Raw genomic sequence first — 18,287 nt, forward strand, 5'->3', positions numbered from 1 at the left:
GCGGCATCCTCAGCCGGACGCGCTGGCCGATGCACACCGGCCTGGTCGAGGGCATCAACAACCGGATCAAGGTCATCAAGCGCATCGCCTACGGCTACCGCGACGACGCCTACTTCTTCCTCAAGATTCGAGCCGCATTCCCCGGAGTTGGGAGATGAACCAAAAAAAAACCGGCCATGAAGGCCGGCTTTTCAAAGGTGGCGCGCCCGGAAGGATTCGAACCTCCGACCCCCAAGTTCGTAGCCTGGTGCTCTATCCAACTGAGCTACGGGCGCAAAGAAGAAGCGGAATTATGCGGTGCTGCATCATTCCACGTCAACGAAAAACCGACTTCGATGACGCTTGTTTCGCGGTTTCGCCAAACTGGCGGAGACTGAGGGATTCGAACCCTCGATGGAGCTTTTGACCCCATACTCCCTTAGCAGGGGAGCCCCTTCGGCCTCTCGGGCAAGTCTCCGTGAGGCGAAATCGCGAGCGGCGAAGGATACAGGCTGCACCGCGATCCGGCAAACCCTACGGCTTCGCTTCGCCGTCCTTGCTGCCGTCGTCGCCCTGGATGCGCTGGTAGATCTCCTCGCGATGCACGGCGACATCCTTCGGCGCGGTGATGCCGATGCGGACCTGGTTGCCCTTGACGCCAAGCACCGTCACGGTGATGGCATCGCCGATCATCAAGGTCTCGCCTACCCGCCTGGTCAAGATCAGCATCGCAACTCCCCTGTCGCAGCCGCCACGGAACCGGGCGGCCAGATGCATCCAATCTGCCCGATCATACGGGGCATCGTTCAGCTTGCACAAGCGACCGCCATCACGGTCGCCGCATTCAATGCGCCGCGAGGCGCTCGCCGACCCACGCCGGCACGCGTTCCAGCGCGGCGACCAGCGCCGGGCCGTCGTCGCCACCGCCTTGCGCCATGTCGGGGCGGCCACCGCCCTTGCCGTTGACCTGGCGGGCGACGTCGCCCAGCAGGTCGCCGGCCTTGACCTTGCCGGCGGCAGCGCCGCTCACGCCCGCCACCAGCGCGGCCTTACCGCCCTCGGCGCCGGCCAGCACGATCACCGCATCGCCCAGTTGTTGCTTCAGGCGGTCCATCGCATCGCGCAATGCCTTGGCATCGAAGCCTTCCAGCCGCGCTGCGAGCACCTTGATGCCGTCGACGTCGCGGGCCTGGCTGCCCAGGTCGCTGGTCGCGCCCGAGGCCGCCTTGGCCTTGATCGCCTCCAGTTCGCGCTCCAGCTTCTTTTGCCGGTCGAGCAATGCGCGCAGCTTGTCGGCCACGTCGCCGCTGGTACCGCCAAGCAGGGTTGCCGCCTCGTCCAGCCGGCGCTCTTCCTCGACGACATGATCCAGCGCACCCTGGCCGGTCACCGCCTCGATGCGGCGCACGCCGGCGGACACCCCGCCTTCCGACACGATCTTGAACAGGCCGATGTCGCCGGTGCGGCCCACATGGGTGCCGCCGCACAACTCGGTCGAGGTCGGGCCGAAGCGCAGCACGCGCACGTGCTCGCCGTACTTCTCGCCGAACAGCGCCATCGCACCGAAGTCGAGCGCGTCCTGCATCGCCATGTGTCGCACTTCGCCTTCGTGGTTGGCGCGCACCTCCGCATTCACCCGGCGCTCGATCTCGGCGAGCTCCGCCGCGGTCATCGGCTGGAAGTGCGAGAAGTCGAAGCGCAGGCGATCCGGCGCGACCAGCGAGCCTTTCTGCTGCACGTGGGTGCCCAGCACGTCGCGCAATGCCGCGTGCAGGAGATGGGTGGCACTGTGGTTGAGGATGGTGGCGCCGCGACGCGCGCCATCGACCGAACCCAGCACGCGGTCGCCGCGCTTCAACGCACCGGCGGACAGCGTGCCCACGTGGCCGTGGAACTGACCGGCGAGTTTCAGGGTGTCGTTGACGATGAAGCGCATGCCTTGCTCGTCGAGTTCGCCGGTATCGCCGACCTGGCCGCCGGATTCGGCATAGAACGGCGTCGCATCGAGGATGACGATGGCCTCGTCGCCTGCTTCGATGGAATCGACCGGACGGCCATCCTTCAACAACGCCAGCACTTCCAGCCCGCCTGCGGTCAACGCGTCGTAGCCCAGGAACTGCGTCGGCGTCAGCTGCGCGACCAGATCGGCGGGCAACGTGGTGCCGCCGCCGAACTTGCCGGCCGCGCGCGCGGTTTCCTTCTGCTGCGCCATCGCCGCGTCGAAGCCGGCCACGTCCACCGACATCCCGCGCTCGCGGGCCATGTCCTGGGTGAGGTCGAGCGGGAAACCGTAGGTGTCGTACAGGCGGAAGGCATCGACGCCGGGAATCATGCTGCCCGACTTCGCCGCAACATCGTTGAAGATGCGCATGCCCGAATCGAGCGTCTCGGCGAAGCGTTCCTCTTCCGCCTTCAAGGCGCGCTCGGCGGTGCTGCGCCCTTCGCGCAACACCGGATACGCATCTCCCATCAACGCATCCAGGGTCGACACGAGCTTGTGGAAGAACGGCTCGCGCACGCCCAGCATCCATCCGTGGCGCAGCGCGCGGCGGATGATCCGGCGCAGCACGTAGCCACGCCCTTCGTTCGATGGCAGCACGCCGTCCACGATCAGGAAGGCACAGGCGCGGATGTGGTCGGCGATCACCCGCAGCGACTTGTTCTCCAGGTCGGCGGTGCCGGTCAGTTCGGAGGCATGGCGGATGAGCGCCTGGAACAGGTCGATCTCGTAGTTGGTGTGCACGTGCTGCAGGATCGCGGCCAGCCGCTCCAGGCCCATGCCGGTGTCCACGCACGGTGCCGGCAGCGGCACCAGCGTGCCGTCCGGCTGGCGGTCGAACTGCATGAACACGTTGTTCCAGATCTCGATGTAGCGGTCGCCGTCTTCATCCGGCGAACCCGGCGGACCACCGGCGATGTGATCGCCGTGGTCATAGAAGATCTCCGTGCACGGGCCGCACGGACCGGTATCGGCCATCTGCCAGAAATTGTCGGAGGCGAATGGCGCGCCCTTGTTGTCGCCGATGCGGACGATGCGCTCCGGCGGCAGGCCAATGTCCTTGTTCCAGATGTCGTAGGACTCGTCGTCGTTGTGGTAGACCGTGACCAGCAGGCGCTCACCCGGCAGTCCCCAGACCCGGGTCAGCAGTTCCCACGACCAGGCGATGGCGTCCTTCTTGAAGTAGTCGCCGAACGACCAGTTGCCGAGCATTTCGAAGAAGGTGTGGTGGCGGGCGGTATAGCCGACCTGGTCGAGGTCGTTGTGCTTGCCGCCGGCCCGCAGGCAGCGTTGCACGTCGGCCGCGCGCACGTAACTGCGCTTCTCGGCACCCAGGAACACGTCCTTGAACTGGACCATGCCCGAGTTGGTGAACATCAGGGTCGGGTCGTTGCCCGGCACCAGCGGCGCGGACGGGACGATGGTGTGGCCCTTGGAGGCGAAGAACTCGAGGAAGTCCCGTCGGATATCGGAGGTGGTTTTCATCCGGTCATTTTACAGCCGCGACGTGGTCATACGGCTCTAAACCCAGTGCCTTTGGTCGATGTATCGCTTGCGCCCAAGGAACCCGCTCGCCAAAGGCGCCCGCTATTCGCGGCGGGTCGCGATCCGCACCTGCTCGATCGAGAACCCGCGGCGCAACAAGAGGTCGGCGGCCTTGCGCTGCTGCGTGATGTCGAGCGGGCCGGCATCACCGAAACGGCGGCGAACCAGGTCAAGGGCCACGCCTGCCCAGTCGTCCTCGAAGCTGGCCAATGCCGCCGAGACCGCTTCGGCCCCCAACCCATGCGTGCCGAGTTCTGCCCGTATCCAGCCGGGACCGTAGCCCACGGCCGCGCGGCTGCGCACGAGCGATTGGGCAAAGCGGGCATCGTCCTGCCATCCAGCTGTGGCCAGCTTGTCGATCGTGGCCTGTGCTTCGGCGGTCTCGACGCCACGACCGACAAGCTTGCGCGCCAGTTCCTTGCGCGAGTGTTCGCGCCGGGTCAGCAGTCCCAGCGCGCGCTGGGTGGGTGAAGGCTCCGGGCGGCGACGGTGATTCCGCGCTGACGAGGACGTTTCACCCCCATCGCCGCCCGGCACCGTCATTCGGCGCCGGCCTCTTCGCGCGGCGCTTCCTCAGGCACGAACTTCTCGCGCAGCGCGGCTTCCAGCTTCAACGCCGCCGCGGGGTTTTCCTTGAGGTAGGTGCGGGCATTTTCCTTGCCCTGACCGATGCGCTCACCGTCGTAGCTGTACCAGGCGCCGGCTTTCTCGACCAGCTTGGCGTCCACGCCCATGTCGATCAGTTCGCCTTCGCGGCTGATGCCCTCGCCGTACAGGATCTCGGTGATGACCTGCTTGAACGGCGGGGCCAGCTTGTTCTTGACCACCTTGATCCGGGTCTGGTTGCCGATGATCTCCTCGCCCTTCTTGATCGAACCGATGCGGCGGATGTCCAGGCGCACCGAGGCATAGAACTTGAGCGCGTTGCCGCCGGTGGTCACCTCGTTGCTCTGGCCGGGCATCATGATCCCGATCTTCTGGCGCAACTGGTTGATGAAGAACACCATGCAGTTGCTGCGCTTGATGTTGCCGGTCAGCTTGCGCAGGGCCTGGCTCATCAGGCGGGCCTGCAGGCCGGGCAGCTGGTCGCCCATCTCGCCTTCGATCTCGGCGCGGGGGGTCAGCGCGGCGACCGAGTCGACCACGACCATGTCCACGGCATTCGAGCGCACCAGCATGTCGGCGATCTCCAGCGCCTGCTCGCCAGTGTCCGGCTGCGACAGGTAGAGCTCGTCCAGGTTGACGCCCAGTTTCTGCGCGTAGACCGGGTCCAGCGCGTGCTCGGCATCGATGAAGGCGCAGGTACCGCCGGCCTTCTGGCATTCGGCGATGGTCTGCAGGGTCAGGGTGGTCTTGCCCGAGGACTCCGGCCCGTAGATCTCGATCACCCGGCCCTTGGGCAGGCCACCGATGCCCAACGCAATGTCCAGCATCAGCGAGCCGGTGCCGATGGTCTCCACGGCTTCCACGGTACGGTCACCCATGCGCATGACCGAGCCCTTGCCGAACTGCTTCTCGATCTGGCCCAGTGCGGCTGAAAGGGCGCGCTTCTTGTTCTCGTCCATGGTGCAGGTCCTCGGTACTGAAGTGATGTCGGGTCTGGGGTCAGGTTAGGTCGCGTCCATCGCAAAAACTGCGACGTGGCGGGCCGTGCGATGAAAGTGGCAGCAGGCGCAGTACGCGGGCATCAGGAAATCACCCGTCGGATGCTGGGGCGTTCACGCATTCGGCCGCACCAGGCCGCAGTACAGGCCCTCGATGGCGAAATCCTGTCCCGGCTGCACCTCGATCGGTGCGTAGTCGGGATTGCGCGGCAGCAGGCGGATGCGGCCCTGCCCGATCTTCAGCAGCTTGACGGTGACCTCGTCGTCGATCCGCGCGATGACCACCTGCCCGTTGCGTGCCTCCGACGTGCGATGCACGCCGATCAGGTCGCCATCGAAGATGCCCTCATCGCGCATCGAATCGCCCTTGACCTTGAGCAGGTAGTCCGGCGTCGGCGTGAAGAACGCACGATCCATCAACACGACCTGCTCGGAACCGATGTCGGCGCCGATCGGCACGCCAGCGGCGACCTGGCCCAGCACCGGCAACTGCAGGATGTCGTCGTTGGCCGGGAGTTCGGCCTGTCGAGGGCCATCCGGCAACTGCAGCAGGCGCAGGCTGCGGGCGCGGCCGGGACTGCGCTCGACGATGCCGGCGGCCTCCAGCGCCTCCAAGTGGTACTGCGCCCCGCGGACGCCCTTGAAGCCGAAGGCACGAGCGATTTCCGCTTGCGAGGGAGCGAATCCATCGCCCTCGATCCGCTCGGCGATGAAGGCGTGGATGGCGCGCTGGGTATCGGTCAGGCTCATGATTAGTAGTAATACTACTAACGAGCCGGACCGTCAACCGCTGCCGTGAAGATTCACTCGATGTGCTGCTCCAGGCCCGCGAGGGCGCTGGCCACGGTCTGCCGGCGCACCGCGTCGCGGTCGCCATCGAAGTGGAAGACCTCGGCCTTGGCATAGCCACCGCGGCGCTTCCAGGCGATCCAGACGGTACCAACCGGCTTGTCCTCGCTGCCGCCGCCGGGGCCGGCGATGCCGGTCACCGCGACGGCAAGGGTCGCGCCGGAATGCACCAGCGCGCCACTGACCATTTCCACCACGGTCTCGCGGCTGACCGCGCCATGCGTTTCCAGGGTCTGCGGACGCACGCCCAACAGCGCCTGCTTGGCCTCGTAGCTGTAGGCGGCCATGCCGCAGTCGAACCAGGCCGAGGAACCGGCCACGTCGGTGACCGCCTTGGCGATCCAGCCGCCGGTGCAGCTTTCTGCCGTTGCCAGCATGTGCCTCGCCGCCAGCAGCCGCTCACCGGTGGTGCGTGCCAGCGCATCGAGTTCAGTGTCTGTAGGGACAGTCATCGTCGGGCCATGCCAAGGGATGAGTGCCTTGTAGCGCACGCCGCCGGAAAACGGAACGGCCCGCATGCGCGGGCCGTCCGTGATACGCGTCGAAGGTGACTCAGAAGCGCTTGCGGAAAGTGACGCCGTAGGTCGCCGGTGCACCCGGGAACGCGTTGAACGAATTGACTGCCTGGTTCGGCAGCGGCGACAGGTTCTGCAGGGGCGCGTCGAAACCGACCTGGTTGTAATACTTGTCGAAGATGTTCAGGCCCCACAGTTCCAGCGACCAGCTGCGATCGCTGGCGCCGATGCCGATGCGTGCGTTCACCACTGTGTAGGCGTCCTGCATCTTCTCCGGATCGAGGTCGGAACCGGTATTGAACTCGGACATGTACTTGGCGCCGATGTTGAAGCGCGCCAGCACGCCCTCGTCCAGTTCCCATTCGTAGGTCACCGCGCCCGACACCGACAGTTCGGGCGCGAAGCTGACCTGCGAGCCCGGCAGCTTGTACAGGGCGCCGGTGGGATTGATGAAATCGCCACCCGGGATGGTCTCGCCGTACTCGGTCTTCGCGTAGGTCACGCCACCCTGCAGCATCAAGCCCTTGACCGAGGCCGCCTGCCACAGGATTTCGGTGTCGATGCCTTGCGAGGTGACCTCCGGGATCGAGCGCACCACGAAGCTGGTGCCCAGGAAGCTGTTGAGCTGGAAGTCGCTGTACGTCTGGTGGAACAGGGTCGCGTTGAGCAGCAGGTTGCCGCCGGCCCAGGTGGTCTTGGTGCCCAGCTCGTAGCTGTCCACGAACTCGCCCGGGAACGAAGTGTCCAGCACCGGTGTCACGCCGGTGCCGCCGCTGCTGAGGCCGGTCGACGATTGCACGCGATCCAGGTTGAAGCCGCCGGCCTTGTAGCCGCGCGCGCCGGACAGGTAGAACATCGCGTTTTCGTTCGCCCGGTAGGCGAACTTGAGCGTGCCCGACCATTCCTTCTCGCTGCGTTCCTGGTGCGAATCGCGGGACGCCGCGTTGTGCAGCGGGTTGACCCACGGCAGGCAGCTGAAACCGACCACGTTGCTGATGATGGTCTGCTGGGTGGCGGCCGGCAACGAGCCGAACGGCACGCCGCGGTTGATCAGCGAATTGGCGATGCGTCCCGCCAAAGTCGCCGGACTGGTCTGCGCCAGCGTCAGCAAGGTGCCGCAGTGGCCGCCGCCCGACGGATTGCTGTAGAGCGAGTCGAGCTCCTTGTCTTCCTTGGTGTAACGCAGGCCGAGGATGATGTCGAAGGCGTCGGTGACGTGGAAGCTGTTGTTGGTGAAGACCGCGATGCTCTTGGCCTTCTGGTCGTAGCGGTCGAGCGCGGACAGGTCGCCGAACCCGGCGCTGTACGGCAGGCCGGAGACTTCCTGCAGGAACGTGTTCGACGAGGCCAGGTTGCGGAACGCCGGATTGATCGAGGTCAGGATGGCCGAGGACAGGTACGCGCCGTAGTCCTTGCCGATGCGATACGACTCGTTGCGGGTGATGTCCTCATTGGCATAGAACAGGCCCACCATCCAGTCGATGCGGTCGGTGGAGCCGGTCAGGCGGAACTCCTGGCTGAACTGCTTGAAGCGCGACAGCGATTCGTCGCGATCGGCGACGCGGTACAGGATGTCCGCGGTGGAGTAGTCGAAATCCAGGCCATTGACCGTCTCCCAGTCACGGGCTGCGGTGATCGATGTCAGCGTCGCCCCGCCGAACCACGGCGAATCCCAGTTGATCTCGGCGCTCAGGCCCCTGTCCTTGATGAACTGCTCGTTGCCGCGGTTGCTCCATGCCTGCCGCGCTTCCGGGTTGGCGACCCGGGCCACGCCCTCGTCCGGCGCCAGTCGATCGATGATGTCGGCGGTCAGCCCGCGCACGGTGGTGACCGCGGAGCAGCAGTTCTCGTCGCGCTTGGTGTAATCGGCGGTGAAGTTGATGTCCCACGCATCGCTCGGGGTGAACCGCCACTGCGCACGAACCGAGTGGTAGCTCTGGTCGTAGTCCTCGCGCGAGGTACCCGCGCCGGTATGCACGTCCATGAAGCCGTCGCGCTTGCGCTTGGTGGCATAGAGGCGGAAGGCGTTGTTCTCGCCGACCGGCGTGTTGAAGCTGCCCGCGAAGCCGAGTGCACCGGGGGTGCCGGCGGTCAGTTCGAGGTCGCCGCTGCGCACGAAGTCCGGGCGCTTGGTGACCACGTTGATCACGCCGGCCGAGGTGTTCTTGCCGAACAGGGTGCCCTGCGGGCCCTTGAGCACTTCGATGCGCTCGAGTTCGCCGAGGTCGCCGAAGCCGACCGAGTTGCGCGGGCGGTACACGCCATCGATCACGATACCGACCGAGGACTCCAGGCCGACGTTGTCGCCGACGGTGCCGACACCGCGGATGCGGGCGGTCGTGATGGCCTCGCTCTGGGTGCTGGTAACGGTCAGGCCCGGCACGATGGTCTGCAGGTCCTTGATGTCGCGCACGCCGGCGTCCTGCAGGGCTTCCTGCGAGAGCGCGGTGACCATGATCGGCACGTCCTGCATCGCTTCCTCGCGCTTCTGCGCGGTGACGACCAGGGCATCGAGGGTCTTGGCTTCTTCTTTGCCGGCCTGGCCGGCGTCCTGTGCCATCGCGGGCAATGCGGACATGGACACCATCGCGGCGAACACGGCGATGGCCAACGAACTGCGTTGTGGTTGCTTGCGGATCATGGAAACCCCCTTGGTTGAACACGCCGAGACCGAGCCGTCGCGAAGGCGACGGCGGAATTTTTCTTCGACACGACCATGTGGGGGTATGGCGCGTGGGCAGCTGGTGGCTGCCTTGAACGGAAAACTAACACATCCGTACGCTGGCGTGTCGAGAGGAAATCGCGACAGGAGGGAGGAGGCGATCGGGCACACTATCCGTCCGCTCCCGCCGCCCCACGCATGTCATTCGAACAGCACACCCCCCTGATGCGCCAGTTCTTCGCGGCCAAGGCCGAGCATCCGGACGTGCTGCTGTTCTTCCGCATGGGCGATTTCTACGAACTGTTCTACGACGACGCGCGCAAGGCCGCCCGCCTGCTCGACATCACCCTGACCCAGCGCGGCAATTCTGCCGGCCAGCCGATCCCGATGGCCGGGGTACCGGCGCACGCCTACGAGGGCTACCTGGCGCGGCTGGTGGCGCTGGGCGAATCGGTGGCGATCTGCGAGCAGATCGGCGACCCGGCACTGGCCAAGGGCCTGGTCGAACGCAAGGTGGTGCGCATCGTCACGCCGGGCACGGTGACCGACGAAGCCTTGCTGGACGAACGCCGCGACACCCTGCTGCTGGCGATCAGCCGAACGAAGACGGGTTACGGCCTCGCGTGGGCAGACCTGTCCAGCGGTCGCCTGCGGGCGAACGAAGTCGGTGGCGACGATGCCCTCGAAGCCGAACTGGCCCGGCTGCAGGCGGCCGAAGTGCTGGTGGCGGACGAGGACGGCTGGCCCGCCGCCGTGCTGGAATCGCGCGGCCTGCGCCGTCGCCCGCCGTGGCTGTTCGACGCCGAGGCCGGCCGCCGCCAGTTGCTGCAGTTCTTCGGCCTGCACGACCTCACCGCATTCGGCATCGACGGCAAGCCGCGGGCGATTGCCGCCGCCGCCGCGCTGCTGGGCTACATCGAGGAAACCCAGAAGCAGCGCCTGCCGCACCTGCGCGCGATCGCACTCGAGGCCAGCGACGAAGCGATCGCGATGAACGCGGCCACGCGTCGGCACCTGGAACTGGATTCGCGCGTCGACGGCGACGTGCGCGCCACCCTGCTCGGCGTGCTCGATTCCACCGTGTCGCCGATGGGCGGACGCCTGCTGCGGCGCTGGCTGCACCGGCCGTTGCGCGACCGCGGCGTGGTCGGCGAACGCCACCATGCGGTATCGGCGTTGATCGATGCCCGCGCGGACGAGTTGCTGCGCGAGGCCTTCCGCAGCCTGGGCGACCTGGAACGCATCCTGTCGCGCGTCGCGTTGCGCAGCGCGCGCCCGCGCGATCTCTCGACGTTGCGCGACGGACTTTCGCTGCTGCCCGCGGTGCGCGAGATCCTTGCGCCCCTGGATTCGCCGCGCCTGCGCGCCTTGCACGCGGCGCTCGGCGAACACGAAGCGACTGCGCGCATGTTGCGCGCGGCGATCGTTCCGCAGCCGCCCCTGCTCGCCCGCGATGGCGGCGCCATCGCCGATGGCTACGACGCCGAACTCGACGAGCTGCGCATGCTCAGCACGCATGCGGACCAGTTCCTCATCGACCTGGAAGCCCGAGAGCGCGAAGCCACGGGCATCGCCACGCTGAAGGTCGGCTACAACCGCGTGCACGGCTACTACATCGAGATCAGCAAGGGCCAGAGCATCAAGGCGCCGGTGCACTACACGCGCCGGCAAACGCTGACCGGCGCGGAGCGTTACATCACCGAGGAGCTGAAGGCCTTCGAGGACAAGGTGCTGTCGGCGCGCGAACGCTCGCTGTCGCGCGAGAAGCTGCTGTACGAGGGCGTGCTCGACCTGCTCAACGACGTGGTCGAGCCATTGCGCCACTGCGCGGCTGCGCTCAGCGAACTCGACGTGCTGGCCGGTTTCGCCGAGCGCGCGCAAGCGCTCGACTGGAACATGCCGCTCTTGCGCGACACGCCCGGCATCGCGATCGAACGCGGCCGCCATCCGGTGGTCGAGGCGCTGCGCGACGCGCCGTTCGAGCCGAACGACCTGCATTTCGATGGCGACACCCGCATGTACGTCATCACCGGCCCGAACATGGGCGGCAAGAGCACCTTCATGCGCCAGAACGCGCTGATCGTGCTGCTGGCCTGCATCGGCAGCTTCGTGCCGGCGGCAAAGGCGATCATCGGCCCGATCGACCGCCTCCTCACCCGCATCGGTGCCGGCGACGACCTCGCGCGCGGGCAATCGACCTTCATGGTCGAGATGAGCGAGACCGCCTACATCCTCCACCACGCCAGCGAACACTCGCTGGTGCTGATGGACGAGATCGGCCGCGGCACGTCGACCTACGACGGCCTCGCGCTGGCGGATGCGGTGGCGCGCCAGTTGGCGGCGACCAACCGCAGCTATACCCTGTTCGCGACGCATTACTTCGAACTCACCGCGCTGGCGGAACCGGGCAGCGGCATCGCCAACCTGCACCTGGATGCGGTTGAACACGGCGATGCGCTGGTGTTCATGCATGCGGTGCGACCGGGGCCGGCCAATCGCAGTTTCGGCCTGCAGGTGGCCGCGCTCGCGGGCCTGCCGAAGCCCGCATTGCAGCAGGCGCGTGCTCGGCTGGCGGAACTGGAGTCGCAAGGCCGCGATGCGCCCAGCCTGCCGTTGAGCGCACCGGCGCTGGACTCACCGCAGCAATTCGGCCTGTTTTCGCCGCAATCGGCGGCGCTGGACGCATTGGCATCGATCGACCCCGACGAGCTCACGCCCAAGCAGGCGCTGGAGGCGCTGTACCGGCTGAAGTCGCTGGCCTGAGCGGCGCGATCGGTGCGAACTGCTAATCTGGTCGCACTTCGGGACCCCGCCCCACCACGAAAAAGGATGCCGTGATGTCGACCCTGACCGACGAGATTTTCTCCCAGTTGTCCCGCGCCGACGTGCAGCAGATCGGTGCGCAACTCGGCACCGGCCAGGCGCAGACCGCCGGTGCCATCGCCGCCGCGCTGCCGATGATCCTCGGTGCGATGGGCCGCAACACCGCGCAACCGCAAGGTGCGGAAGCGCTACTGGGTGCGCTGGGCCGCGATCACGCAAGCGGTGGCGGCATCGGCGACATCCTCGGTGCGGTACTCGGTGGCCAGCAGGGTCGGCAGACCGACGGCCTCGGCCAGCTCGGTCACATCTTTGGCGGACAACTGCCACGCGCCGAAACCGGACTGGGCCAAGCCACCGGACTCGGCGGCGACAAGGCACAGATGCTGCTCAAGATCCTCGCCCCGATCGTGCTGGCCTATCTCGCCAAGCGCATGTTCGGCGGCGCGCAGCAGGGGCCGGGCAATGCGCAGGCGCTGGGCGACATCCTCGGCCAGGAGCGTGCCGTCCAGCAGCAGCAAGGCGGCCTGGGTGGCGGCCTGCTGGGTGCAGTGCTGGACCAGGACGGCGACGGCCAACTCGGCTTGGACGACCTGCTCAAGATGGGCGGCTCGTTCCTCGGTGGTGGTCGCTGACCGGCTAAGAGCGTTGTCAGCGACACATGCGAACGGCGGCCACAGGGCCGCCGTTCTCACTCCGCTCCCCGCAACGCGATGCACACGAATTTGCTGCACTGCGGATAGAGCATCCCTATCGAACACTTCACATCATTCAATTTTTCTTTAATGAAAGCCTGCGTAGGATGGATCCGGTCGATCACAGCGAGCCGGGAGGCCAGCCATCATGTCCAGCGAAGCGAAGTGTCCGTTCCACCAGACTGCAGGCGGCGGTACCGGCAACAAGGACTGGTGGCCCAACCAGCTCCGGCTCGACCTGCTCAACCAGCACTCCGCCCGCTCCAATCCGCTCGGTGGCGAGTTCGACTAACCGCAAGGCCTTCAAGGGCCTGGACTACACGGCACTGAAAGCCGACCTGGCCGCGCTGATGACCGATTCGCAGGACTGGTGGCCAGCCGACTTCGGCCACTACGGCGGCTTGTTCGTGCGCATGGCCTGGCACAGCGCCGGCACCTACCGCGTCGGTGATGGCCGCGGCGGTGGCGGCCGCGGGCAACAGCGCTTCGCTCCGCTCAACAGCTGGCCGGACAACGTCAGCCTGGACAAGGCGCGCCGGTTGCTGTGGCCGATCAAGCAGAAGTATGGCCAGGCGATTTCCTGGGCCGACCTGATGATCCTCGCCGGCAACGTCGCCCTGGAAACCATGGGCTTCAAGACCTTCGGCTTCGCCGGCGGCCGCGAGGATGTGTGGGAACCCGACCTCGACGTGTACTGGGGCCGCGAAACCAAGTGGCTCGGCGGCGACGAACGCTATTCGCGCGGTTCGCCCGGCGTGGACGACCCGCACGGCGTGCTGGTCAAGGACGACGACAGCAAGGTGCCGCACACCCGCGACCTGGAGAATCCCCTGGCCGCGGTGCAGATGGGCCTGATCTACGTGAACCCGGAAGGCCCGGACGGCAAGCCGGATCCGATGGCAGCAGCCCGCGACATCCGCGACACCTTCGCGCGCATGGCGATGGACGACGAGGAAACCGTGGCCCTGATCGCCGGCGGCCACAGCATGGGCAAGACCCACGGCGCGGCCAGCGCAGACAACGTCGGCCACGAGCCGGAGGCGGCCGACCTGGAACTGCAGGGCTTTGGCTGGACCAATGCGCACGGTAGCGGCAAGGGTGCCGACGCGATCACCAGTGGGCTCGAAGTCACCTGGACGAAGACGCCGACGCAATGGAGCAACAATTTCTTCGAGAATTTGTTCGGCTTCGAGTGGGAACTGTCGAAGAGTCCGGCGGGCGCGCAGCAATGGGTCGCCAAGGATGCCGACGCGATCATCCCCGATGCCTTCGATCCGTCCAAGAAGCATCGCCCGACGATGCTCACCACCGACCTGTCGCTGCGCTTCGATCCGGCCTATGAAAAGATCTCGCGGCGCTTCCTGGAAGACTTCGATGCGTTCGCCGATGCCTATGCGCGCGCCTGGTTCAAGCTCACCCATCGCGACATGGGGCCGAAGTCGCGCTACCTCGGCCCGGAAGTCCCGGCCGAAGACCTGATCTGGCAGGACCCGATCCCGTCCCCGGGCCACGCCTCGATTGACGCTGGCGACATCGCATCGCTCAAGCAATCGATCCTCGGCAGCGGCCTGTCGGTCGCAGAACTGGTGTCGGCGGCCTGGGCCTCGGCATCCAGCTTCCGTGGCGGCGACAAACGCGGCGGTGCGAATGGCGCACGCGTGCGTCTGGCGCCACAGAAGGACTGGGTGGCCAACGATCCCGCGCAACTCGACAAGGTGTTGCAGGCGCTGGAACGCATCAAGGCGAACTTCGATGCATCGGCTGGCGGCGGCAAGCAGGTCTCATTGGCCGACTTGATCGTGCTGGGCGGTTCCGCCGCGATCGAACAGGCGGCGCGCGACGCAGGTGCTTCCGTCAACGTGCCATTCCATCCTGGCCGCACCGATGCCACGCAGGAGCAGACCGACGTGGATTCCTTCGCGCCGATGGAACCGTTCGCGGACGGTTTCCGCAACTACCTCCAGGCCCCGTCCGAAGTCCCGGCCGAGCACCTGCTGGTGGACAAGGCGCAACTGCTGACCCTGACCGCGCCGGAGATGACCGCACTGGTCGGCGGCCTGCGCGTGCTCGGCGCCAACAGCGGTGGCTCCGCGCATGGCGTGTTCACCGACAAGCCCGGCACCCTGAGCAACGACTTCTTCGTCAACCTGCTCGACATGGGGACCGAATGGAAGCCGACCGGGCGCAACAGCTACGCGGGTCATTGCCGCAAGACCGGTGCCGCGAAGTGGACCGGGACCCGCGTCGACCTGGTGTTCGGTTCCAACTCGGTGCTGCGCGCACTGGCCGAGGTCTATGCCAGCGCAGACGGCCAAGGCAGGTTCGTGCAGGACTTCGTTGCCGCATGGAGCAAGGTGATGCACCTCGACCGCTTCGACCTGACCTGATCGCTCCTCTGGTTCAACACGAACGGCCGCTGATGCGGCCGTTCGTCCGCCTGCACCCGCTTCAACGCGGAACCAGCAGCAACTCCAGCGACGCCGCGTAGCGCACCGGGCCATTCCTGAGGATCAGCGGGTTCACGAAGGTGGTGTACACCGCGCCCTGCCCGACCGGCCACGGATCGTGGATGCGCACCATGGTGCCCGCGCCCGATGCATCGCCATCGCTGTAGACGCCGCTCAGCACCACCGCATGGCGGCCGGTGGAGTGCTGCACGCCCAGCCACAGCGGCGTGCGCATCAGCATGCCCACGAGCGCCGGCACCGTGGGCGTGCTGTTGGGCATCTGCCAACCCAGCGACTGTCCGAACGCGGCGACGTTCTCGATGCTCGGACGCAGCCCGCCGTCGCTGCCCAGGCTTGCGCCACCCGGGCCGACGCTCATGTTGCTGCCCAGGATCATGGTGGCCGCGGCCGACCAGCAGGTCATGCCGGTCGGCTGCCCGTAACGGCGGATCGGGTGTTCGCGATGATCCCGCAAGCCCAGCGCGGTCCAGGTGCGCGGACCGACCACCCCATCCACGGTCAGGCCGGGACGCCTGCGCTGCAGCGCCCTGACCGCCTGCTCCGTCTGCGGGCCGAAGATGCCGTCGCTGCCGTAGAACGGACTCTCGACGCGATCGCGCACGTCCGCGCGCACCAGCAAGCGTTGCATGTACTCGACGTCATGCCCTCTGCTTCCATTGCGCAGGATGCGCATCTTCGTCTCCCCGGTGAAATTCCCGGCGAAGTCTTGCTTTGTGGCCAAGGGCGGACAATCCGTCGTCCGCAATAGGCCGGAGGAAAGGCTGGGTCAGAGTGCGTCGATGTCGCCCAGCGCGCGGATCAGCCGGCGTGCGCGCTTGTCGGGCTTCGATTCGGGAGGGCTGAAACCGGCGCGTTCCGCGACGCGCGATGCACGCGCCTGTTCGCGCGCGAGTTTCGAGGCATCGGATTCGCGATACAGCACCTGGGCGATGCTGGCCGATCCGCGCACGCTGCTCAACGCGACGACTTCGACCTCAAAGCGTTCCTCGCCGCGCACGACCACCAGCGCATCGCCGACACGCACGCTGCGCGACGGCTTGGCCCGCTGCCCGCCGACGTCGACCTTGCCGGTGTCGATGGCGTGCTTCGCGAGCGCACGCGTCCTGTAGAAACGCGCCGCCCACAACCACAGGTCGAGGCGAACGCCGGGCACGGTTTCGATCTGCATCGTCATCGCGACAAAAATACAGTTCCTGAAATGCAAACGGCCACCCGCGGGTGGCCGTTGCAGGAAACGTTGCGCCCGAATTACTCGGCGGCAGCAGCCGCTTCGGCGGCAGCGGCGACCTGCGCAGCGGCCTTGGCCTTGGCATTGCCGGCCAGGTCTTCCTTGATGCGCGCCTTCTTGCCTTCCAGGCCACGCAGGTAATACAGCTTCGCGGCGCGGACGTCGCCGCGGCGCTTGACCGTCACCGAGTCGATCGCGGCGCTGTGGGTCTGGAACACGCGCTCCACGCCGAAGCCGTGGGAGATCTTGCGCACGGTGAACGCGGAGTTCAGGCCGGCGTTCTTCTTGCCGATGACCACGCCTTCGTAGGCCTGCACGCGCTCGCGGTTGCCTTCCTTGACCTTCACGTTGACGACGACGGTGTCGCCGGGGCCGAAGTCGGGCAGCTTGCGCGAAACCTGGGCGGTTTCGAAGTCCTGGAGCAGGGTGTGGATCGAGGGCTTGTTCATGGGATCAACCTTGATGGAATCGTGGCGTGCGGCGCACGCGCCTGTTGGATTAGTTGTTGCGCGAGTGCACGTGGACCCGCGTCATGGCATCGGTGGAACGTGGTGCGGTACGGCTAGCCGCGCATTATAGCCGGGATTTTTCCAGCCGCGCCAGAGGCTTAGGCGTCTCCGGCCGGGGGCTCGCCCACTGCCAGCAGCCAGCGCTCGCGGAATTCCCCCAGCAGGAGTCGATCCTGTTTCGACAGGCCTTCCTCGTGCAGCAGGTCGGGACGCCGCAGCCAGGTCCGGCCCAGCGACTGCTGCCGGCGCCAGCGCGCGATCCCGGCATGGTTGCCGGACAGCAGCACCTCCGGCACCGAGCCCAGCGCATGCTCGACCGGACGGGTGTAGTGCGGACAATCGAGCAGGCCGTCGCCCTCGAAACTGTCCTGCACCGCCGATTCCGCATCGTTCAGCGCGCCGTCCTGCAAGCGCGCCACGGCATCCACCAGTACCGCCGCGGCCAGCTCGCCGCCGGACAGGACGTAATCGCCGATCGAGAGTTCCTCGTCGACCTCGTGCTGGAGCAGACGCTCATCGACGCCTTCGTAGCGGCCGCAGAGCAGGATGAGCCGAGGCGCAGCGGCCAGTTCGCGCACCTTCGCCTGGGTCAGGCGCAGGCCTTGCGGACTCAGGTAGATGACCTTCGCCGGCGCGGGGTCGGCCTCGCGTGCGGCACTGATCGCGGCGCGGAGCGGGTCGATCATCATCACCATGCCCGGCCCGCCGCCGAACGGGCGATCATCGACCCGCCTGTAGTTCCCTTCGGCATGGTCGCGCGGGTTCCAGCCGTGGATCGACAGCAGCCCGCGCTCACCGGCACGCCCGACCACGCCATGCGCGGCAAGCTGGGCGACGAATTCGGGGAACAGGCTGACGATGTCGAAGCGCATCGGCATCGACGTCAGAAGTCCGCGTCCCAGTCGACGGTGACCAGGCCGGCGTCGAAATCCACGCTGCGGATGAAGTCGGGTTGTACGAACGGGATCATCCGCTCGCGTTCGCCGTGGGCCACCAGCACGTCATTGGCGCCGGTCGAGAACAGGTGGGAAACGATGCCGAAGTCCGCGCCTTCCACGTTGACCACGCGAAGGCCTTCCAGGTCGACCCAGTAGTACTCGCCGGCAGCCGGCGGCGGCAATGCCGAGCGCGGCACCCGCACCTCGACGCCACGCAGGGCGTCGGCGGCATCACGGTCGTCAATGCCCGGCATGCTCGCGATGAGGCCCTTGACGCCTTCGCGCAGCTTCACGCCCTCGCAGGAACATTCCTGCCCGCGTGCATCGCGCAGGATCCACGGCTGGTAGCGGGCGATGGCATGCAGCGGATCGGTGAAGCTTTCCAGCTTCACTTCGCCACGCACGCCGAACGCACCGTGTAACCGGCCGACGGTGATCATCCGCTGGCCGGCGTCCAGTGCGTTCATGGGAATGCG

15 protein-coding genes, 2 tRNA genes and 1 pseudogene are annotated in these 18,287 nt (G+C 66.8%); 4 read left to right on the forward strand and 14 right to left on the reverse strand.

What is annotated here, in order from left to right; translation table 11 throughout:
• The coding region (locus ACE3T8_RS12995) for a transposase (RefSeq protein ID WP_374609659.1) at positions 1 to 158 on the forward strand (158 nt) is incomplete at its 5' end.
• Between the two features lie 40 nt (positions 159 to 198).
• Here the strand turns inward: ACE3T8_RS12995 and ACE3T8_RS13000 are convergent.
• The 9 genes from ACE3T8_RS13000 to ACE3T8_RS13040 form a co-directional block, all read right to left on the reverse strand.
• Positions 199 to 275: transfer RNA gene (locus tag ACE3T8_RS13000), tRNA-Arg, on the reverse strand.
• 89 nt (positions 276 to 364) lie between these two features.
• A tRNA-Ser gene (locus ACE3T8_RS13005) sits at positions 365 to 457 on the reverse strand.
• A 56-nt stretch (positions 458 to 513) separates the two neighbouring features.
• Positions 514 to 708: a carbon storage regulator CsrA gene (gene csrA / locus ACE3T8_RS13010; RefSeq protein WP_374609631.1), complete on the reverse strand. Its 195-nt coding sequence runs from the start codon at positions 706 to 708 to the stop codon at positions 514 to 516.
• 115 nt (positions 709 to 823) lie between these two features.
• Positions 824 to 3,463 (reverse strand): alanine--tRNA ligase, encoded by a 2,640-nt coding sequence (alaS, locus tag ACE3T8_RS13015; protein ID WP_374609632.1) that lies wholly within the window; start codon positions 3,461 to 3,463, stop codon positions 824 to 826.
• A 102-nt stretch (positions 3,464 to 3,565) separates the two neighbouring features.
• Positions 3,566 to 4,066: a regulatory protein RecX gene (locus tag ACE3T8_RS13020; protein ID WP_374609633.1), complete on the reverse strand. Its 501-nt coding sequence runs from the start codon at positions 4,064 to 4,066 to the stop codon at positions 3,566 to 3,568.
• Positions 4,063 to 5,088: a recombinase RecA gene (gene recA, locus ACE3T8_RS13025; RefSeq protein WP_374358954.1), complete on the reverse strand. Its 1,026-nt coding sequence runs from the start codon at positions 5,086 to 5,088 to the stop codon at positions 4,063 to 4,065. Before recA ends, ACE3T8_RS13020 begins: the two co-directional genes overlap by 4 nt.
• 153 nt (positions 5,089 to 5,241) lie before the next feature.
• Complete coding sequence (lexA, locus tag ACE3T8_RS13030) at positions 5,242 to 5,877, reverse strand: transcriptional repressor LexA (protein ID WP_374609634.1); 636 nt, start codon at positions 5,875 to 5,877, stop codon at positions 5,242 to 5,244.
• Between the two features lie 53 nt (positions 5,878 to 5,930).
• The gene (locus ACE3T8_RS13035) at positions 5,931 to 6,428 is read right to left on the reverse strand and encodes a CinA family protein (protein ID WP_374609635.1); all 498 of its coding nucleotides are present in this window, start codon (positions 6,426 to 6,428) and stop codon (positions 5,931 to 5,933) included.
• A gap of 100 nt (positions 6,429 to 6,528) precedes the next feature.
• A complete protein-coding gene (locus ACE3T8_RS13040) occupies positions 6,529 to 9,132 on the reverse strand; it encodes a TonB-dependent receptor (RefSeq protein WP_374609636.1) in 2,604 nt (867 codons plus the stop codon).
• A gap of 219 nt (positions 9,133 to 9,351) precedes the next feature.
• Here ACE3T8_RS13040 and mutS point away from each other — a divergent pair, with 219 nt between their 5' ends.
• The 3 genes and pseudogenes from mutS to katG all read left to right on the forward strand — a co-directional run bounded on the left by mutS (position 9,352) and on the right by katG (position 15,055).
• Positions 9,352 to 11,916 carry a DNA mismatch repair protein MutS gene (gene mutS, locus ACE3T8_RS13045; protein WP_374609637.1) on the forward strand — a complete coding sequence of 855 codons (2,565 nt, stop codon included), beginning with the start codon at positions 9,352 to 9,354 and terminating at the stop codon, positions 11,914 to 11,916.
• Positions 11,917 to 11,990: 74 nt separating this feature from the next.
• Positions 11,991 to 12,608 (forward strand): DUF937 domain-containing protein, encoded by a 618-nt coding sequence (locus ACE3T8_RS13050; protein WP_374609638.1) that lies wholly within the window; start codon positions 11,991 to 11,993, stop codon positions 12,606 to 12,608.
• Positions 12,609 to 12,816: 208 nt separating this feature from the next.
• Positions 12,817 to 15,055, forward strand: a pseudogene (katG, locus tag ACE3T8_RS13055) (catalase/peroxidase HPI).
• Between the two features lie 61 nt (positions 15,056 to 15,116).
• Here katG and ACE3T8_RS13060 read toward each other — a convergent pair.
• The 5 genes from ACE3T8_RS13060 to rimM all read right to left on the reverse strand — a co-directional run bounded on the left by ACE3T8_RS13060 (position 15,117) and on the right by rimM (position 18,269).
• Positions 15,117 to 15,809 (reverse strand): peptidoglycan-binding protein, encoded by a 693-nt coding sequence (locus ACE3T8_RS13060; protein ID WP_374609639.1) that lies wholly within the window; start codon positions 15,807 to 15,809, stop codon positions 15,117 to 15,119.
• 93 nt (positions 15,810 to 15,902) lie between these two features.
• Complete coding sequence (locus tag ACE3T8_RS13065; protein WP_374609640.1) at positions 15,903 to 16,310, reverse strand: RNA-binding S4 domain-containing protein; 408 nt, start codon at positions 16,308 to 16,310, stop codon at positions 15,903 to 15,905.
• A 74-nt stretch (positions 16,311 to 16,384) separates the two neighbouring features.
• Positions 16,385 to 16,813 (reverse strand): 50S ribosomal protein L19, encoded by a 429-nt coding sequence (rplS, locus tag ACE3T8_RS13070; RefSeq protein ID WP_374609641.1) that lies wholly within the window; start codon positions 16,811 to 16,813, stop codon positions 16,385 to 16,387.
• A 158-nt stretch (positions 16,814 to 16,971) separates the two neighbouring features.
• Entirely contained in the window at positions 16,972 to 17,745 is a 774-nt protein-coding gene (gene trmD, locus ACE3T8_RS13075; protein ID WP_374609660.1) for a tRNA (guanosine(37)-N1)-methyltransferase TrmD, read from the reverse strand.
• Between the two features lie 11 nt (positions 17,746 to 17,756).
• Complete coding sequence (gene rimM, locus ACE3T8_RS13080) at positions 17,757 to 18,269, reverse strand: ribosome maturation factor RimM (RefSeq protein ID WP_374609661.1); 513 nt, start codon at positions 18,267 to 18,269, stop codon at positions 17,757 to 17,759.
• Positions 18,270 to 18,287: the final 18 nt, after the last annotated feature.

This window comes from Thermomonas sp. (genome assembly GCF_041919455.1).
Taxonomy (GTDB): Bacteria; Pseudomonadota; Gammaproteobacteria; order Xanthomonadales; family Xanthomonadaceae; genus Thermomonas.

Coding starts and splice junctions, on each gene's coding strand:
- csrA (WP_374609631.1), bottom strand. CDS start 708: ATGCTGATCTTGACCAGGCGGGTAGGCGAGACCTTGATGATCGGCGAT.
- alaS (WP_374609632.1), bottom strand. CDS start 3,463: ATGAAAACCACCTCCGATATCCGACGGGACTTCCTCGAGTTCTTCGCC.
- ACE3T8_RS13020 (WP_374609633.1), bottom strand. CDS start 4,066: ATGACGGTGCCGGGCGGCGATGGGGGTGAAACGTCCTCGTCAGCGCGG.
- recA (WP_374358954.1), bottom strand. CDS start 5,088: ATGGACGAGAACAAGAAGCGCGCCCTTTCAGCCGCACTGGGCCAGATC.
- lexA (WP_374609634.1), bottom strand. CDS start 5,877: ATGAGCCTGACCGATACCCAGCGCGCCATCCACGCCTTCATCGCCGAG.
- ACE3T8_RS13035 (WP_374609635.1), bottom strand. CDS start 6,428: ATGACTGTCCCTACAGACACTGAACTCGATGCGCTGGCACGCACCACC.
- ACE3T8_RS13040 (WP_374609636.1), bottom strand. CDS start 9,132: ATGATCCGCAAGCAACCACAACGCAGTTCGTTGGCCATCGCCGTGTTC.
- mutS (WP_374609637.1), top strand. CDS start 9,352: ATGTCATTCGAACAGCACACCCCCCTGATGCGCCAGTTCTTCGCGGCC.
- ACE3T8_RS13050 (WP_374609638.1), top strand. CDS start 11,991: ATGTCGACCCTGACCGACGAGATTTTCTCCCAGTTGTCCCGCGCCGAC.
- ACE3T8_RS13060 (WP_374609639.1), bottom strand. CDS start 15,809: ATGCGCATCCTGCGCAATGGAAGCAGAGGGCATGACGTCGAGTACATG.
- ACE3T8_RS13065 (WP_374609640.1), bottom strand. CDS start 16,310: ATGACGATGCAGATCGAAACCGTGCCCGGCGTTCGCCTCGACCTGTGG.
- rplS (WP_374609641.1), bottom strand. CDS start 16,813: ATGAACAAGCCCTCGATCCACACCCTGCTCCAGGACTTCGAAACCGCC.
- trmD (WP_374609660.1), bottom strand. CDS start 17,745: ATGCGCTTCGACATCGTCAGCCTGTTCCCCGAATTCGTCGCCCAGCTT.